The sequence below is a fragment of the Streptomyces sp. NBC_00377 genome (assembly GCF_036075115.1).
In the GTDB taxonomy this organism is placed as follows: domain Bacteria; phylum Actinomycetota; class Actinomycetes; order Streptomycetales; family Streptomycetaceae; genus Streptomyces.
Genome location: NZ_CP107958.1, coordinates 2660559 through 2677975, shown reverse-complemented (window position 1 = coordinate 2677975; position 17417 = coordinate 2660559). Strand labels below are relative to the sequence as shown.

12 protein-coding genes are annotated in these 17417 nt (G+C 69.9%); 10 read left to right on the top strand and 2 right to left on the bottom strand.

The window, feature by feature from the left end; all coding sequences use genetic code 11:
- Positions 1-208: 208 nt before the first annotated feature.
- The 10 genes from OHS71_RS12005 (at position 209) to OHS71_RS11960 (ending at position 15335) form a co-directional block, all read left to right on the top strand.
- Positions 209-5674: a HAMP domain-containing protein gene (locus OHS71_RS12005; RefSeq protein ID WP_328479382.1), complete on the top strand. Its 5466-nt coding sequence runs from the start codon at positions 209-211 to the stop codon at positions 5672-5674.
- A 261-nt stretch (positions 5675-5935) separates the two neighbouring features.
- Positions 5936-6625: a response regulator gene (locus OHS71_RS12000; RefSeq protein WP_328479381.1), complete on the top strand. Its 690-nt coding sequence runs from the start codon at positions 5936-5938 to the stop codon at positions 6623-6625.
- 164 nt (positions 6626-6789) lie between these two features.
- A complete protein-coding gene (locus OHS71_RS11995) occupies positions 6790-9516 on the top strand; it encodes a DNA translocase FtsK (protein WP_328479380.1) in 2727 nt (908 codons plus the stop codon).
- A gap of 262 nt (positions 9517-9778) precedes the next feature.
- Positions 9779-10618, top strand: a complete 840-nt coding sequence (locus tag OHS71_RS11990; RefSeq protein WP_328479379.1) for a helix-turn-helix domain-containing protein — start codon at positions 9779-9781, stop codon at positions 10616-10618.
- Positions 10619-10707: 89 nt separating this feature from the next.
- Positions 10708-12177, top strand: a complete 1470-nt coding sequence (rimO, locus tag OHS71_RS11985) for a 30S ribosomal protein S12 methylthiotransferase RimO (RefSeq protein WP_328479378.1) — start codon at positions 10708-10710, stop codon at positions 12175-12177.
- Entirely contained in the window at positions 12174-12989 is an 816-nt protein-coding gene (gene pgsA, locus OHS71_RS11980) for a CDP-diacylglycerol--glycerol-3-phosphate 3-phosphatidyltransferase (protein WP_328479377.1), read from the top strand. The genes rimO and pgsA overlap by 4 nt, the downstream gene beginning before the upstream one ends.
- Entirely contained in the window at positions 12986-13531 is a 546-nt protein-coding gene (locus OHS71_RS11975; protein ID WP_328479376.1) for a CinA family protein, read from the top strand. Before pgsA ends, OHS71_RS11975 begins: the two co-directional genes overlap by 4 nt.
- Before the next feature lie 109 nt (positions 13532-13640).
- Positions 13641-14021 (top strand): helix-turn-helix domain-containing protein, encoded by a 381-nt coding sequence (locus OHS71_RS11970; RefSeq protein WP_190150275.1) that lies wholly within the window; start codon positions 13641-13643, stop codon positions 14019-14021.
- A 311-nt stretch (positions 14022-14332) separates the two neighbouring features.
- Complete coding sequence (locus OHS71_RS11965) at positions 14333-14803, top strand: Dps family protein (protein ID WP_328479375.1); 471 nt, start codon at positions 14333-14335, stop codon at positions 14801-14803.
- A gap of 205 nt (positions 14804-15008) precedes the next feature.
- Positions 15009-15335: a hypothetical protein gene (locus tag OHS71_RS11960; protein WP_328479374.1), complete on the top strand. Its 327-nt coding sequence runs from the start codon at positions 15009-15011 to the stop codon at positions 15333-15335.
- 330 nt (positions 15336-15665) lie between these two features.
- Here OHS71_RS11960 and OHS71_RS11955 read toward each other — a convergent pair whose 3' ends face one another.
- Both OHS71_RS11955 and OHS71_RS11950 read right to left on the bottom strand, forming a co-directional pair.
- On the bottom strand, positions 15666-16430 hold the full coding sequence (locus OHS71_RS11955) for an SDR family NAD(P)-dependent oxidoreductase (RefSeq protein ID WP_328479373.1): 765 nt from the start codon (positions 16428-16430) through the stop codon (positions 15666-15668).
- Positions 16431-16538: 108 nt separating this feature from the next.
- Positions 16539-17381 carry an Fpg/Nei family DNA glycosylase gene (locus OHS71_RS11950; RefSeq protein WP_328479372.1) on the bottom strand — a complete coding sequence of 281 codons (843 nt, stop codon included), beginning with the start codon at positions 17379-17381 and terminating at the stop codon, positions 16539-16541.
- Positions 17382-17417: the final 36 nt, after the last annotated feature.

The window sequence follows — 17417 nt, the reverse complement described above, 5'->3', positions numbered from 1 at the left end:
ATGGCCTGGTTCGGCAAGGGTGAAACACTGGGCAGGCTTCTTGTGAAGGTCCGGGCAGACCGGGTGTCTTCTGAGTACAGGGGGCAGCAGTCCCACGGGCCCGCCTGGTTTCATCGGGCGGGTACCCGAGCGGTATGAACGGCGCCGGGTACGGCGAGCAGCAGCACCCGGGTACAGCGGTAACGGTCGAGCCCTGCGGGAGGGACAAGTGGAGTCTGGCGCAGCGACGCGGGGCACTAAGGCGCGCGCGAAAGGCGGACAGTCTCTGAGCAGGCCGCGCACACCGCGCGGCGGGACGACCGTCGTGGACACGGCGGCCCTGAACCGGCTGCTGGGCGCCCTGGTGTCCATGCGGGAGGGCAATTTCCGCAAGCGCCTCACGGTGTCCGGGGACGGCGTGATGTCGGAGATCGCGGCCGTGTTCAACGAGGTCGCGGACCGCAATCTGCATCTGACGGGTGAGCTGTCCCGGGTGCGGCGGATGGTGGGTCGTGAGGGAAAGCTCACCGAGCGGCTCGAGACGGGTGCCTGCGAGGGTTCCTGGGCGACGGCCGTCGACAACTCGAACGCGCTGGTCGACGACCTGGTGCGGCCGGTCTCCGAGGTCGGGCGGGTGCTGTCGGCGGTCGCCGAGGGTGATCTGTCGCCGCGGATGGAGCTCAGGACGCAGACGCCGGAGGGCGCGGCAGGGCAGCCGCTGCGCGGCGAGTTCCTGAAGGTCGGGCGGACGGTCAACAACCTGGTCGACCAGCTGTCGACGTTCACCGACGAGGTCACGCGGGTGGCCAGTGAGGTGGGCACCGAGGGCAAGCTGGGCGGTCAGGCCCAGGTGCGTGGTATGTCGGGTTCGTGGAAGGACCTCACGGAGTCCGTCAACACGATGGCGTACCGGCTGACTGCGCAGGTGCGGGACATCGCGCTGGTGACGACGGCTGTGGCCAAGGGTGATCTGTCCCGGAAGGTGACGGTTCACGTCGAGGGCGAGATGCTCGAGCTGAAGAACACCGTCAACACGATGGTGGACCAGCTCTCCGCGTTCTCGGTCGAGGTGACACGGGTCGCCCGCGAGGTGGGCACCGAGGGCATCCTCGGCGGCCAGGCGCAGGTGTCCGGTGTGGACGGGGTGTGGAAGGAACTCACCGATTCGGTGAACACCATGGCCGGGAACCTGACGGCCCAGGTGCGTGGGATCGCTGAGGTGACGACGGCGGTCGCCAACGGCGATCTGTCGCAGAAGGTGACGGTGTCGGCCCGCGGCGAGGTCGCGCAGCTCGCGGACACGATCAACCAGATGACGGAGACGCTGCGCACCTTCGCCGACGAGGTCACGCGCGTGGCCAACGAGGTGGGGGCCGCGGGGCAGCTGGGCGGTCAGGCGAACGTGCCGGGCGCGGCGGGGACCTGGAAGGACCTGACGGACTCCGTCAACACCGTCTTCAGGAACCTCACCACGCAGGTGCGGGACATCGCGGCCGTGACGACGGCCGTGGCCAGCGGTGATCTGTCGCAGAAGGTCACGGTGGACGTGGCCGGCGAGATGCTGGAGCTGAAGAACACCGTCAACGGGATGGTCGACCAGCTGTCGGCCTTCGGTGCCGAGGTGACGCGCGTGGCGCGGGAGATCGGGGTCGAGGGTGAGCTGGGCGGTCAGGCGCAGGTGTCGGGCGCGGCGGGGACCTGGAAGGACCTGACGGACTCCGTCAACACGGCGTTCAGGAATCTCACCGGACAGGTGAGGAACATCGCGCAGGTCACCACGGCCGTGGCCAACGGTGATCTGTCGCAGAAGGTCACGGTGGACGTCTCCGGCGAGATGGCCCAGCTGAAGAACACCGTGAACACCATGGTGGACCAGCTGTCGTCGTTCGCCGATCAGGTGACCCGGATGGCCCGGGACGTGGGCACGGAAGGCCGGCTGGGCGGTCAGGCGCGGGTGGACGGCGTCTCGGGCACGTGGAAGGAACTCACCGACTCCGTCAACTCCATGGCGGGGAACCTGACCTCGCAGGTGCGCAACATCGCGCAGGTGACGACGGCCGTGGCGCGGGGCGACCTGTCGCAGAAGATCGACGTCGACGCGCGCGGGGAGATCCTCGAGCTGAAGAACACCATCAACACGATGGTGGACCAGCTCTCCGCGTTCGCCGACCAGGTGACGCGGGTGGCTCGGGACGTGGGCACCGAGGGCCGGCTCGGCGGGCAGGCGCAGGTGCCGGGCGTCGCGGGTGTGTGGCGGGACCTGACGGACTCGGTGAACGGCATGGCCGGCAACCTCACCGCCCAGGTGCGCAACATCGCCCAGGTCGCCACCGCCGTGGCCCGCGGTGATCTCTCCCAGAAGATCACGGTGGACGCGCGCGGGGAGATCCTGGAGCTGAAGAACACCCTGAACACGATGGTCGACCAGCTGTCGTCGTTCGCGCAGGAGGTCACGCGAGTGGCCCGTGAGGTGGGTACGGAGGGGCAGCTCGGCGGACAGGCCGAGGTGCAGGGTGTCTCCGGCACCTGGAAGGACCTCACGCAGTCGGTGAACTTCATGGCGAACAACCTGACCATCCAGGTGCGCCAGATCGCCGAGGTCACGACCGCGGTCGCCAAGGGCGACCTGTCGAAGAAGATCACCGTCGACGCCAAGGGCGAGATCCTGGAGCTCGTCACCACCGTCAACACGATGGTCGACCAGCTGTCGTCGTTCGCCGAGCAGGTGACCCGGGTGGCCCGCGAGGTGGGCACCGAGGGCATCCTGGGCGGCCAGGCTCACGTACCTGGCGTCACGGGCATCTGGAAGGACCTCAGCGGCAACGTCAACCTGATGGCCAAGAACCTCACCATGCAGGTGCGCAACATCTCCCAGGTCGCGGCGGCCGTCGCCAACGGCGACCTGACGCGGCAGGTGACGATCGAGGCGCGCGGTGAGGTGCAGCAGCTCGCCGACACCTTCAACACCATGGTGCGGACGCTGAGCTCGTTCGCCGAGCAGGTCACCAAGGTGGCCCGTGAGGTGGGCACGGACGGCATCCTGGGTGGTCAGGCGCATGTGCCGGGTGTGGCGGGTACGTGGAAGGACCTCACGGACTCGGTGAACGGCATGGCGTCCAACCTGACCGGCCAGGTGCGCAACATCGCCATGGTCACGACGGCCATTGCCAAGGGCGACCTGACGAAGAAGATCGACATCGACGCGCGCGGGGAGATCCTCGAGCTGAAGACGACCATCAACACGATGGTCGACCAGCTGTCGTCGTTCGCCGAGGAGGTCACCCGGGTGGCCCGCGAGGTGGGCACCGAGGGGCAGCTGGGCGGTCAGGCACGCGTGCGTGACGTGGACGGCACCTGGCGTGACCTGACCGAATCCGTGAACGAGATGGCCGGGAACCTGACCCGGCAGGTGCGTGCCATCGCGCGCGTGGCGACCGCGGTGACCCGCGGCGACCTGAATCTGAAGATCGACGTGGACGCGTCCGGGGAGATCCAGGAACTCCAGGACTACATCAACAAGATGATCGCCAACCTGCGCGACACCACGATCGCCAACAAGGAGCAGGACTGGCTCAAGGGGAACCTCGCGCGCGTGTCCGCCCTGATGCAGGGCCGGCGCGACCTCCAGGACGTGGCCTCGCTGATCATGAGCGAGCTGCCACCCCTGGTGGCCGCACAGCATGGCGCGTTCTTCCTGGCGATGCCGCCGGCCGACGGTGACGCGGACCTGTACGAGCTGCGGATGCTGGGTTCGTACGGCTACTCGATGGGCTCCATGCCGTCGTCGTTCCGGCCGGGCGAGGCGCTGGTGGGGACGGCGGCCGAGGAGAAGCGCACGATTCTGGTCGCGAACGCCCCGAGCGGCTATCTGAAGATCTCCTCCGGGCTCGGTGAGGCGCCGCCCGCGCAGGTGATCGTCTTGCCGGTGCTGTTCGAGGGCCAGGTGCTCGGGGTGATCGAGCTGGCGTCGTTCACGCCGTTCACGCAGATCCAGAAGGACTTCCTCAACCAGCTCGCCGAGATGATCGCGACGAGCGTCAACACGATCTCCGTCAACACGAAGACGGAGCAGCTGCTGAAGCAGTCGCAGGAGTTGACCGAGCAACTGCGCGAGCGGTCGGCCGAGTTGGAGCAGCGTCAGAAGGCCCTTCAGGCGTCCAACGCCGAGCTGGAGGAGAAGGCCGAGCTGCTGGCCCGGCAGAACCGCGACATCGAGGTGAAGAACACCGAGATCGAGGAGGCGCGGCAGGTCCTGGAGGAGCGTGCCGAGCAGCTGGCGGTGTCGATGCGGTACAAGAGCGAGTTCCTGGCCAACATGTCGCACGAGCTGCGTACTCCGCTCAACTCGCTGCTGATCCTGGCCAAGTTGCTCGCGGACAACGCGGACACCAACCTGACGCCGAAGCAGGTCGAGTTCGCGGAGACCATCCACGGCGCCGGGTCCGACCTGCTCCAGCTGATCAACGACATCCTCGACCTGTCGAAGGTCGAGGCGGGCAAGATGGACGTCTCGCCGACGCGTATCGCGCTCGTCCAGCTGGTCGACTACGTGGAGGCCACCTTCCGTCCGCTGACCGCGGAGAAGGGCCTCGACCTGTCCGTGCGGGTGTCGCCGGAGCTGCCGGCCACGCTGCACACCGACGAGCAGCGGCTGCTCCAGGTACTGCGCAACCTGCTGTCCAACGCGGTGAAGTTCACCGACTCCGGGTCGGTCGAGCTGGTCATCCGGCCGGCCGGGGCGGAGGTGCCGGTGGCGATCCGGGAGCAGCTGCTCGAGGCCGGTTCGCTGACCGACGCCGACGCGCCGCTGATCGCGTTCTCGGTGACCGACACCGGCATCGGGATCGCCGCCAGCAAGATGCGGGTGATCTTCGAGGCGTTCAAGCAGGCGGACGGCACCACGAGCCGGAAGTACGGCGGTACGGGCCTCGGGCTGTCGATCTCGCGGGAGATCGCTCAGCTGCTCGGCGGCGAGATCCACGCGCAGAGCGAGACGGGCCGTGGTTCGACGTTCACGCTGTACCTCCCGCTGCATCCGAGCGAGCTGCCGCCGCAGGGTTACCAGCAGGTCGTGCCCGCGCTGGAGGCCGGTGACCTGGTGGCCTCGGAGAACGGGGCGCGCGAGCTGTCGGAGCTGTCCGAGGCGGAGATCGAGATGCCGGCCGAGGTGCGGTCGTACCAGGACGCGCAGAACGGCCCCGCGGCTCTGTTCCGGCGCCGCCGACGGCTGGTGAGCGGCGGCGAGCAGGTGGGCCGTCCGGAGCAGTGGCCGGCCCGGGGGCAGGAGACGGGGGCCGACGCGCGTGCGGGCATCCGGTTCGGCGGTGAGAAGGTGCTGATCGTCGACGACGACATCCGCAACGTGTTCGCACTGACCAGCGTCCTGGAACAGCACGGTCTGTCGGTGCTGTACGCGGAGAACGGCCGTGAGGGCATCGAGGTCCTGGAGCAGCACGACGACGTGGCGGTCGTCCTGATGGACATCATGATGCCCGAGATGGACGGCTATGCGACGACCACGGCCATCCGGCGGATGCCGCAGTTCTCGGGGCTGCCGATCATCGCGCTGACAGCCAAGGCGATGAAGGGCGACCGGGAGAAGGCGATCGAGTCGGGGGCCTCCGACTACGTCACCAAGCCGGTCGACCCCGATCACCTGCTGTCCGTGATGAGGCAGTGGATGCGGGACGAGTGAGGGGACCCGCGGCGTGACGGGAACCTTCGGCGTGCGCCCGGAGTTGCTGACTCAGGGTGCCCGCGGCTGTGTAGTGGGGCGCGATCCGGGGAACCTTCTGGTCTTCTGCTGCGTTCCTGCTACGTGCACAGTGACATCACGGTGACAGGGTGTGGCGACGGTCGGGGTGCGGCTACCATGACCGGCACAAGGAAGGGCGGCGCAAAGGAGTCGTCCCCAGGGGCGGCGCCCGGTGCACTGCCGGGGCGAGGAGGGCGGGCCATGGTGCAGAAGGCCAAGATCCTCCTGGTCGATGACCGGCCGGAGAATCTGCTGGCGCTGGAGGCGATCCTCTCTGCGCTCGATCAGACGCTGGTGCGGGCATCGTCCGGGGAAGAGGCGCTCAAGGCACTGCTGACGGACGATTTCGCGGTCATTCTGCTGGACGTCCAGATGCCGGGAATGGACGGCTTCGAGACGGCCGCGCACATCAAGCGGCGGGAGCGGACCCGGGACATCCCGATCATCTTCCTCACCGCGATCAACCACGGGCCGCACCACACCTTCCGCGGATACGCGGCGGGCGCGGTGGACTACATCTCCAAGCCGTTCGACCCGTGGGTGCTGCGCGCGAAGGTCTCGGTGTTCGTCGAGCTGTACATGAAGAACTGCCAGTTGCGTGAGCAGGCGGCGCTGCTGCGGTTGCAGTTGGAGGGCGGTGGCGGCAAGTCCGCCACGGGTGGAGGCGCCAAGGAGGCGGCGGGTCTGCTCGCCGAACTCTCGGCGCGGCTTGCGGCCGTCGAGGAGCAGGCGGAGGCCCTGTCCAAGCAGCTCGACGACGAGTCCGCGGATGCGGCGGCGGTGGCCACGGCGGCGCACCTGGAGCGCAAACTCACGGGTCTGCGCCGGGCGCTGGACGCCCTGGAGCCGGGCACCGGCAGCGGCGCGGCGTCGGTGTCGTCGCAGAACTGATCGGAACTGGCGCGTGCCACGCATCGAGTTGTGCATGAGGACGCGTCAGTTCCACCTTCTGGGAGGGCGGGCGGGACAGCTCCGCGCCTTCGGGAGAGCGACACGAACGGGTGAAGCAGTGGGCACACGTGTCCGTTGTGGTCTCCACCGGTAACCTCACACCCATGGCCTCACGTCCTTCCGCAGCCAAGAAGCAGCCCGCCAAGAAGGCGGCTGCTCCCGTGAAGGCTCCGGCGAAGAAGGCCGTTGCCAAGAAGGCCCCGGCGAAGAAGGCGCCCGCCAGGAAGCCCGCGGCCCGCAAACCCGTGCCCGCACCGGCCCCGAGTCCCACCGGGGGCGTCTACCGCCTGGTGCGCGCCATCTGGCTCGGACTGGCGCACGCCGTCGGCGCCGTGTTCCGCGGCATAGGGAACGGCGCGAAGAACCTCGACCCCGCACATCGCAAGGACGGCGTCGCGCTGCTGCTGTTCGGCATCGCACTGATCGTCGCCGCGGGCACCTGGGCCGACCTGCGCGGACCGGTCGGCGACCTCGTCGAGATCCTGGTGACCGGATCCTTCGGGCGGCTCGATCTGCTGGTGCCGATACTGCTGGCGGTCATCGCCGTCCGCTTCGTGCGCCACCCCGAGAAGCCCGAGGCAAACGGCCGTATCGTGATCGGTCTGTCCGCGCTCGTCATCGGCGTGCTCGGCCAGGTCCACATCGCCTGCGGCGCGCCCGCCCGCAGTGGCGGCATGCAGGCGATAAGGGATGCCGGCGGCCTCATCGGCTGGGGTGCGGCGACCCCGCTGACGTACACCATGGGCGAGGTCCTCGCCGTACCGCTGCTGGTGCTGCTCACGGTCTTCGGACTGCTGGTGGTCACGGCCACGCCGGTCAACGCCATCCCGCAGCGGCTGCGCCGGCTCGGAATCCGGCTGGGCGTACTGCACGACCCGGCGGCGGACGAGTACGACGACTTCGACGACGACGAGCGCTACGACGAACAGTGGCGCGAGGCGCTGCCCGGGCGCCCCCGTCGGCGCTCGGGCGCCCCTCGGGCGTACGACCCCGAGGACGCCGAGCAGGAGGCGCTCTCCCAGCGACGCGGCCGTCCCCGGCGCTCGGCGGTGCCGCAGCCGGCCATGGACCGGCGGCTGGACGCCGTGGACATCGCCGCGGCCGCGGCGGCCGACCTCGACGGTGCGGTCCTGCACGGCATGCCGCCCTCGCGGATCGTCGCCGATCTCACCCAGGGGGTCAGCGCGGGCGAGGGGGAGCCGACCACGCCGACGCCCGTACCCGCACCGGCCCCGCGGCCCAAGCAGGAGAAGCTCAGGACCGATGGGGGGCCGGTCCCCGACCTGACCAAGTCGGCCCCCGAGACGATGCGCGAACTGCCGCCGCGGGCGGAGCAGCTCCAGCTGTCCGGCGACATCACCTACGCGCTGCCCTCGCTCGACCTTCTGGAGCGCGGGGGCCCCGGCAAGGTGCGCAGCGCGGCCAACGACGCCGTCGTGGCGTCGCTGACGAACGTCTTCACCGAGTTCAAGGTCGACGCCGCCGTCACGGGCTTCACCCGCGGGCCGACGGTCACGCGCTACGAGGTCGAGCTCGGCCCCGCCGTGAAGGTCGAGCGGATCACCGCGCTCGCGAAGAACATCGCGTACGCCGTGGCCAGCCCCGACGTGCGCATCATCAGCCCGATCCCCGGCAAGTCCGCCGTCGGCATCGAGATCCCCAACACCGACCGGGAGATGGTCAACCTCGGCGACGTGCTGCGGCTCGCCGAGTCCGCCGAGGACGACGACCCGATGCTGGTCGCCTTCGGCAAGGACGTCGAGGGCGGCTATGTCATGCACTCGCTGGCGAAGATGCCGCACATGCTGGTCGCCGGCGCCACCGGATCCGGCAAGTCGTCCTGCATCAACTGCCTGATCACGTCGGTGATGATAAGGGCGACCCCCGAGGACGTCCGGATGATCCTCGTCGACCCCAAGCGCGTCGAGCTCACCGCCTACGAGGGCATCCCGCACCTCATCACGCCGATCATCACCAACCCCAAGCGGGCCGCCGAGGCGCTCCAGTGGGTCGTACGCGAGATGGACCTGCGTTACGACGATCTGGCCGCGTACGGCTATCGGCACATCGACGACTTCAACCGCGCGGTGCGCGAGGGCACCGTCAAGCCGCCCGAGGGCAGCGAGCGCGAGCTCCAGGCGTACCCGTACCTGCTGGTGATCGTCGACGAGCTCGCCGACCTGATGATGGTCGCCCCGCGGGACGTCGAGGACTCGATCGTGCGCATCACACAGCTCGCGCGCGCGGCCGGCATCCACCTGGTCCTCGCCACCCAGCGTCCCTCGGTCGACGTCGTCACCGGCCTGATCAAGGCGAACGTGCCCTCGCGGCTCGCCTTCGCCACCTCCTCGCTCGCCGACTCGCGCGTCATCCTCGACCAGCCGGGCGCCGAGAAGCTGATCGGCAAGGGCGACGGGCTGTTCCTGCCGATGGGCGCGAACAAGCCGACCCGTATGCAGGGCGCCTTCGTGACCGAGGCCGAGGTCGCGGCCGTCGTCCAGCACTGCAAGGACCAGATGGCGCCGGTCTTCCGCGAAGACGTCACCGTCGGCACCAAGCAGAAGAAGGAGATCGACGAGGACATCGGCGACGACCTCGACCTGCTGTGCCAGGCGGCCGAACTGGTCGTCTCCACCCAGTTCGGCTCGACGTCGATGCTCCAGCGCAAGCTGCGTGTCGGCTTCGCCAAGGCCGGGCGGCTGATGGACCTGATGGAGTCGCGGAACATCGTCGGGCCCAGCGAGGGCTCCAAGGCGCGTGACGTTCTCGTGAAGCCGGACGAGCTGGACGGGGTGCTCGCGGTGATCCGGGGGGAGTCCGGGGAAGTCTGAGGGGTAGACGTCAGCCGGGGAAGCGGGGGTCGGCCGTGATCCACCCGTTAGAGAACAGTGGGCAACCGTTTCCCTTCGGCATACGTCCAGTTGAGCGAGAGGACAGGTACGGCTCCTCGCCAGGGGCCGTAACCGGCCCGTCATCGGTGTGTCCGGCCATACCGATGGCGTAAAGGTCCCACCGCCCGGTTGCCCCTCCCTTCGGCACCCCCCCTAGACTGAACCTCCAGCACAGGTGGCTATACGCTCGAAAGGCGCCCCCGTGTCCATCGGCAACTCCCCTGAAGACGAGCGTCCGTTCGAAGACCCGTCCGAGGAAGCCCCCTTCTCCATCGGCCGCGCCCTGCGCCAGGCGCGCATCGCGGCCGGGCTGACCGTCGACGACGTCAGCACCGCCACCCGGGTCCGGATCGCCATCGTCCGCGCCATCGAGTCGGACGACTTCACGCCCTGCGGCGGAGACGTCTACGCCCGAGGGCACATCCGGACGCTGGCCCGAGCCGTCCACCTCGACCCCGCGCCGCTGATCGAGCGGTACGACGACACCCACGGCGGCCGTCCCGCGCCGACCCCGGCCGCGCCGCTCTTCGAGGCGGAACGCATCCGCCCCGAGCGGCGCGGGCCGAACTGGACCGCGGCCATGGTCGCCGCCATCGTCGCCGTGGTCGGCTTCGTCGGCTTCACCGCCTTCACGGGCGGCGACGACGGCGGGTCGAAGGACCAGGTCGCCGACGGTGCGACGCCCACGACCGGCAAGACCGCCTCGCCCACGACGAAGACCGGCAAACCCGCCGACAAGACGCCGGAACCCTCCGACAGCGCCATCGCCGCGGCCCCCCAGGACAAGGTGACCGTCCAGGTCGTCGCCGCGGACGGGCGCAGCTGGATCTCCGCCAAGGACCACAACGGCCGGTTGCTTTTCGACGACCTGCTCAAGAAGGGCGACTCCGAGACCTTCCAGGACAGCGAGAAGATCAACCTGGTCCTCGGAGACGCCGGCGCGATCGATCTGTACGTCAACGGCAAGAAGATCAACGACGACTTCCGGCCCGGTGCCGTGGAGCGGCTGACGTACACGAAGGGCGACCCGCAGGTCGGATGAGCCGGGCGTGCCTTCGGGCCGACGGGGTCGGCGGAGATCGCCAACCCCGTCGACGTCCGGTGCCGGTGGGACAAAGTAGTCTTGAGCCCATGCCTGAACGCCGTACCGTCGCACTCGTCACTCTTGGCTGCGCCCGCAACGAGGTGGACTCGGAGGAGCTCGCAGGCCGTTTGGAGGCGGACGGCTGGCACCTCGTGGAGGACGCCGAGGACGCGGACGTCGCCGTCGTCAACACCTGCGGCTTCGTCGACGCCGCCAAGAAGGACTCCGTCGACGCCCTGCTGGAGGCCAACGACCTCAAGGGGCATGGCAGAACCCAAGCCGTCGTGGCCGTGGGCTGCATGGCCGAGCGGTACGGCAAGGAACTCGCCGACGCCCTCCCCGAGGCCGACGGCGTGCTCGGCTTCGACGACTACGCCGATATCTCCGACCGCCTCCAGACCATCCTGAACGGCGGCATCCACGCTGCCCACACCCCGCGTGACCGGCGCAAGCTCCTGCCGATCAGCCCGGCGGAGCGCCAGTCGGCCCCGGACGTGGCCCTGCCGGGGCACGGCGCGCCGACGGACCTGCCCGAGGGACTCGCCCCGCAGTCCGGCCCCCGCGCGCCCCTGCGCCGCCGTCTCGACGGCGCCCCGGTCGCCTCCGTCAAGCTCGCCTCGGGCTGCGACCGGCGCTGCACCTTCTGCGCCATCCCGTCCTTCCGCGGCTCCTTCATCTCGCGCCGGCCCAGCGACGTGCTGAACGAGACGCGATGGCTGGCCGAGCAGGGCGTCAAGGAGATCATGCTGGTCTCCGAGAACAACACCTCCTACGGCAAGGACCTCGGCGACATCCGTCTGCTGGAGTCCCTGCTGCCCGAGCTGGCGGACATCGACGGCCTGGAGCGGGTGCGGGTCAGCTACCTCCAGCCGGCCGAGATGCGGCCGGGGCTGATCGACGTGCTGACCTCGACGCCGAAGATCGCGCCCTACTTCGACCTGTCCTTCCAGCACTCGGCGCCCGGGGTGCTGCGCGCGATGCGCCGCTTCGGCGACACCGACCGCTTCCTGGAACTGCTCGACACCATCCGGAGCAAGGCGCCCCAGGCGGGCGTGCGCTCCAACTTCATCGTGGGCTTCCCCGGCGAGTCCGAGGCCGACCTGGCCGAGCTCGAGCGCTTCCTGAACGGCGCGCGACTGGACGCGATCGGCGTCTTCGGCTACTCCGACGAGGAGGGCACCGAGGCCGCGACCTACGACGACAAGCTCGACGTGGACGTCGTGGCCGAGCGGCTGGCCCGTGTCTCCCGGCTCGCCGAGGAGCTCGTCTCCCAGCGCGCCGAGGAGCGTGTGGGCGAGACCGTGCACGTCCTGGTGGAGTCCGTGGACGAGGAGGGCGTGTACGGCCGTGGGGCGCACCAGGCTCCGGAGACGGACGGGCACGTGCTGCTCACGTCGGGCGAAAACCTGAGCGTCGGCCGTATGGTCGAGGCGAAGGTGGTCGGGACGGAAGGTGTCGACCTGGTGGCCGAGCCCCTGCCGGGTTCGGTCGGGTGTAGTGAGGAGGCGGGCAGATGACGGGTGTTCCGGCATCGGCTGCGGGCGGCTCCTCGCAGGCGTCACCGGTTTCGCAGACCTCGCCGGACCCCCAGGCCTCGTCTGCTTCCCGGAGCTCTCAGGCGGAGGAGGCCGCGTCGGCTCCTTCGGACGTGGCCGCCATTGCCGGAGCCGCCCTGAGCGCCGACCCGGAAGGCGTCGCCAGACCGCCCCGTGGTGCGAAGCTGGCGGCCGCCGCCGTCAACCAGGCGAGCGTCTGGAACATCGCCAATCTGCTGACGATGCTTCGGCTGCTCCTGGTGCCGGGCTTCGTCGCGCTGATGCTGGCCGACGGCGGCTACGACCCGGCGTGGCGCGCCTTCGCCTGGGCGGCCTTCGCGGTCGCCATGATCACCGACCTGTTCGACGGGCACCTGGCGCGGACGTACGACCTCGTCACCGACTTCGGGAAGATCGCCGATCCCATCGCCGACAAGGCGATCATGGGAGCGGCGCTGATCTGTCTCTCCTCGCTCGGCGACCTGCCGTGGTGGGTGACGATCGTGATCCTCGGCCGGGAACTCGGGATCACGCTGCTGCGTTTCCTCGTCATCCGGTACGGCGTCATCCCGGCGAGCCGGGGCGGCAAGCTGAAGACCCTCACCCAGGGCGTGGCCGTCGGGATGTACGTCCTGCCCCTCACGGGCTGGCTGGCCACCCTGAGATGGTGGGTGATGGCCGCGGCGGTCGTCCTGACCGTGGTGACCGGACTCGACTACGTAAGACAGGCCATCGTGCTGCGCAGGCAGGGAATCGCCGAGCGCAAGGCCGCGTTGGAGGAGACGCAAGCGTGAATTCCCCGGCCACGGACGTGGTGCGACTACTCACGGTGAAGGAAGAGACGCTCGCCGTGGCCGAGTCACTTACCGGTGGCCTGGTCGCGGCGGAGATCACAACCGTTCCGGGCGCGTCCAAGGTCTTCCGCGGTTCGGTCACCGCCTACGCCACCGACCTCAAGCACGAGCTGCTCGGTGTGGACGCGGATCTGCTGGCCGCCCGCGGCGCCGTGGACGCGCAGGTCGCGGCCCGGATGGCCGCCGGAGTGCGCAAGGCGCTGGGCGCCGACTGGGGCATCGCGACCACGGGCGTCGCCGGCCCCGATCCGCAGGACGGACAGCCCGTGGGGACGGTCTTCGTGGCGGTGGACGGGCCCTTCGGAACGGATTCCGTTTCCGCCGGCGGCGGAAAAGTGGAGGCCCTGCGGTTGAACGGCGACCGGGCGGAAATTCGTAGAGAGAGTGTACGGAGCGTACTCGCACTGCTCCTGAGCGAGCTTGCGGGCGAACAGACCCGGAACGAGCGGGCACAGGATACGGAACAGAACGGGGGGTTTTGATGTTTGCAGCCCTGAGTGAACACGACATCGCTCCCCGCACGGCCGCAGCGCGAGGCGGTACGGTGGGGCGTGAAGGATGCGGCTACGCGGTCCGAGGAGGGAGCCACCGATGATTCTGCTCCGTCGCCTGCTGGGTGACGTGCTGCGTCGGCAGCGCCAGCGCCAGGGCCGTACTCTGCGCGAAGTCTCCTCGTCCGCCCGAGTCTCACTCGGCTATCTCTCCGAGGTGGAGCGGGGGCAGAAGGAGGCTTCCTCCGAGCTGCTCTCCGCCATCTGCGACGCGTTGGACGTACGGATGTCCGAGCTCATGCGGGAAGTGAGCGACGAGCTCGCTCTCGCCGAGCTGGCCCAGTCTGCAGCGGCCACCCCCAGCCAGCCTGTGCCCGCGTCGGTTCGTCCGATGCTGGGTTCCGTATCGGTGACCGGTGTGCCACCGGAGCGGGTGACCATCAAGGCGCCCGCCGAGGCGGTGGACGTGGTCGCCGCGTGACAGCCGCTGGTGCGGGCGTCGGGCGCGTGGACGTGTAGACGCGCGACGCAACCACCTGGACAGGCACGACAGGCACGTGTGAGGCCCCGGCCGGGGTTTCTCCGGGAACACCCGGAGAGGGTGCGGTCGGGGTTTTTCGCGTCCGGGTTTTCCGCGTCCGTCGTCCGGCAGCCGTTCGGCTCGTGTCCGCTGCCGGTTCTGCTTTTCGCCGGCCGCCGTCCGTCTGGCGTTCGTCGGTCGTCCGTTTGCCGGTGCCGGGTGCTGAGGTCATCGTGGAGGGGCACCACGGGGGTCTACCACCGGAGGTACGGATGTACGTCGTGAAGAGTCCCCTGTCCGACGCCGACCTGAAGACCGTCTCGCAGGCGTTGCAGGGCGCCCTCGTCGATCTGGTCGACCTGTCGCTCGTCGCCAAACAGGTCCACTGGAATGTCGTCGGGCCCCGCTTCCGGTCCGTCCACCTGCAACTCGACGAGGTCGTGGACGTCGCCCGCACCCACTCCGACACCGTGGCGGAGCGAGCCTCCGCGCTCGGCGTCTCGCCGGACGGACGTGCGGCGACGGTGTCGGCGGGCAGCGGCATCGGTGCGGTGTCCGCGGGCTGGATCAAGGACTCCGACGCGGTGGGGACCCTGGTCGACGCTCTGGGCGCGGTGATCACCCGGATGCGGGAACGGGTGGGGGCGACCGGGGACGCGGATCCCGTGACCCAGGACATCTTCATCGGGATCACCGCCGATCTCGAGAAGCATCACTGGATGTTCCAGGCGGAGAACGTGTGAGGCACACAACGTGTGAGGCACCCGACGCGCGAGAGGAAGAACGTGCGAGACGGGCGGGCGGCGCGGTGACGCGCCGGTGTGCCGCCCGGGTGCTCTGCCGGGGGTGGGCACGGGCGTCTGGCGTTCGGTTCTCCGAGGACGGGGGGCGTTCGCGGGGTGTCGTGGTTTCCGGGGTGTTGTGAGGCTCGGGCCGGAGGTGACGACCGTGGCGGGGCGAACGGCGGGACAGGGAGTCGTGCTGGGGCTCGGCCTGGGACTGGGCGCCCTGTGGTGGTGGGCCGTGGTGAGGCTCGTCGTGGTGCCCGGGGCAGGGGTGATGGAGGGAGCTGTCGCCGCCGGCGGGTGGGGGCTGAGCCTGCTGCCGGTGCACTGCGTGGCCAAGGCCCGTGCGGTGGGCGCGGTCGCGGAGGGGCGGTGGTCGGCCGCTTGGCGGGGGACCGGGAGGACCGGTAGAGCCGGCGGTGGGAGCGCCGGGGGCGAGGACGCGGGAGGCAAGGAGTCCGAGGCCGGCGCGGGACTGCGGGAGAGGTGACGGCTCAGGTTCCCGTGGTGGCCCGGTGGCCCGGTGGCCCGGTGAGCTGGTGAGCGGGTGGTCCTGCGGTCCGGTGGCCCGGTGAGCTGGTGAGTGGGTGGTCCTGCGGTCCGGTGGTCCTGCGGTCCGGTGGCCCGGTGGCCCGGTGGTCCTGCGGTCCGGTGACCCGGTGACCCGGTGGTCCTGCGGCTGGTCGGAGTTTCGGAGGGTGCGTTCTCAGGGGTGTGGGCGGCCGGTATGGCGGGGGTCGGTGCTGTTGACTTCGGGGCGCGTGAGGGTCGGTACGGGTCTTTGGAAGCGCGTGTGGGCGTGCGGGTGGTCGTCGCAGGGCTACCAGGGCATGGCCACGCCGCCGTTCGGGCGGAGGATCTGGCCTGTGGTGAACGTCGACGCGTCCGAGGCCAGATGGAGCACGGCGTGGGCGATGTCCTCGGGTTCGCCGACCCGGCCCAGCGGTGACATGCGGGCCATGAGCGCCTCCGCGTGAGCCTGCGCTCCTGCGTCGTGGCGGTCGGTCATCGGCGTGCGGATCCAGCCGGGGGCCACGGCGTTGACACGGATGCCGTGTCGGCCGACCTCCGTCGCCAGAGTTTTCGTCAGCTGGACTACGGCCGCCTTGGCCGCCCCGTAGCAGAGCAGGCCCGGGCCGCCGGTGTCCACGGCGCCGGAGGCCATGGTGATGATGCTGCCGCGGGTGTCGTGCGCCAGCATCAGGCGGGCGGCCTCCTGGCATGCGTACAGCACACCTTTGAAGTTGACGGCCAGGACCCGGTCGAGGTCCTCGTCCCTGGTCTCCAGGACCGGGCTGCTGTGCATGATCCCGGCGACGGCGGCCATGACGTCCAGTCGTTCACAGGCTTCGACGGCCTCTCGGACCTGCGCGCGGTCGGTGACGTCGAGGTGGTGGGTGCGGGCCGTGCCGCCGACGTCCTTGATCAGGGTCGCCGTTTCGTGCAGCCCCCGCGCGTCGCGATCCGCGCCGTGCACGGTCGCGCCCGCCTCGGCGAGCAGTACGGCGCAGGCGCGGCCGATCCCGCTCGCCGCGCCGGTGACGAACGCGGTGCGTCCGGTGAGGTCGTACGCCTTCACGGCCATGCAAGGACCGTACGAGGGTTTCTGACGGTCCGTCAATTGTGCTGCGTGTGTTCGGGCATTGACATGGCGCCTCACGACGGGGTTGCGAGGGCGCGCGGTCGGGGACCGTCAACGGGCGGTGCGTGGGTGCAGGCGGCGTGTCGGCGGGGAGCCCGGTGCGGGGGCGGGGCCGGCCTGGCAGGTGGGGCACCAGTAGGTCGGGCGCTCGCGGGACCCGTCCCCCTGGTCGGCCATCCGGACCCGCGTCCCGCAGCGCAGGCAGGGGCGGGGCGCACGGCCGTAGACGAACAGGTCCTGACCGCGCCGGCCCGTCGTGCTGCGGACCGGGCGGTCGCGGTTGGCCTCCAGGAGTTTCTTCGCCAGGGCGGGCAGCTTCGAGGAGCGGTCGGCGGGGAGCGCGCCGACGGGGAGCCACGGGGTCACGCCCAGCAGGAAGCAGAGTTCGCACTTGTAGACATTGCCGATGCCGGCGAGGTTGCGCTGGTCGAGGAGAGCTTCGCCGAGGGAGCGGGCGGGGTCGTCGAAGAGGTTGGCGAGGGCCCGCTCGGGGTCCCAGTCGGGGCCCAGCAGGTCGGGACCGAGGTGGCCGACGGCTCGCTGTTCGTCGGCGGTGCGCAACAGCTCGAGCACCGGGAGGCGGTAACCGACGGCCGTGCGGTCATGGGTGCCGAGGATCGCCCGGATCTGGTGGGCCGGTCCACCGGTCCAGCGCTGGTCCTTCGCGAACACCTTCCAGGACCCGTCCATGCGCAGGTGCGAGTGGAGCGTCAGCCCGCCCTCGACCCGGGTGAGGAGGTGTTTGCCGCGCGGAGTGACGTCCAGGACGGCGCGACCGGTGAGGTCGGCGGTGGCGTACTTGGGGACCCGGAGGTCCGAGCGGGTCAGCACCTTGCCCGCGAGAGCGCCGTGCAGTCGCTTCGCGGCCTGCCAGACCGTGTCACCTTCGGGCATGGGTCAAGGGTGACACGGGAGCCGCCGCGGGTCGGG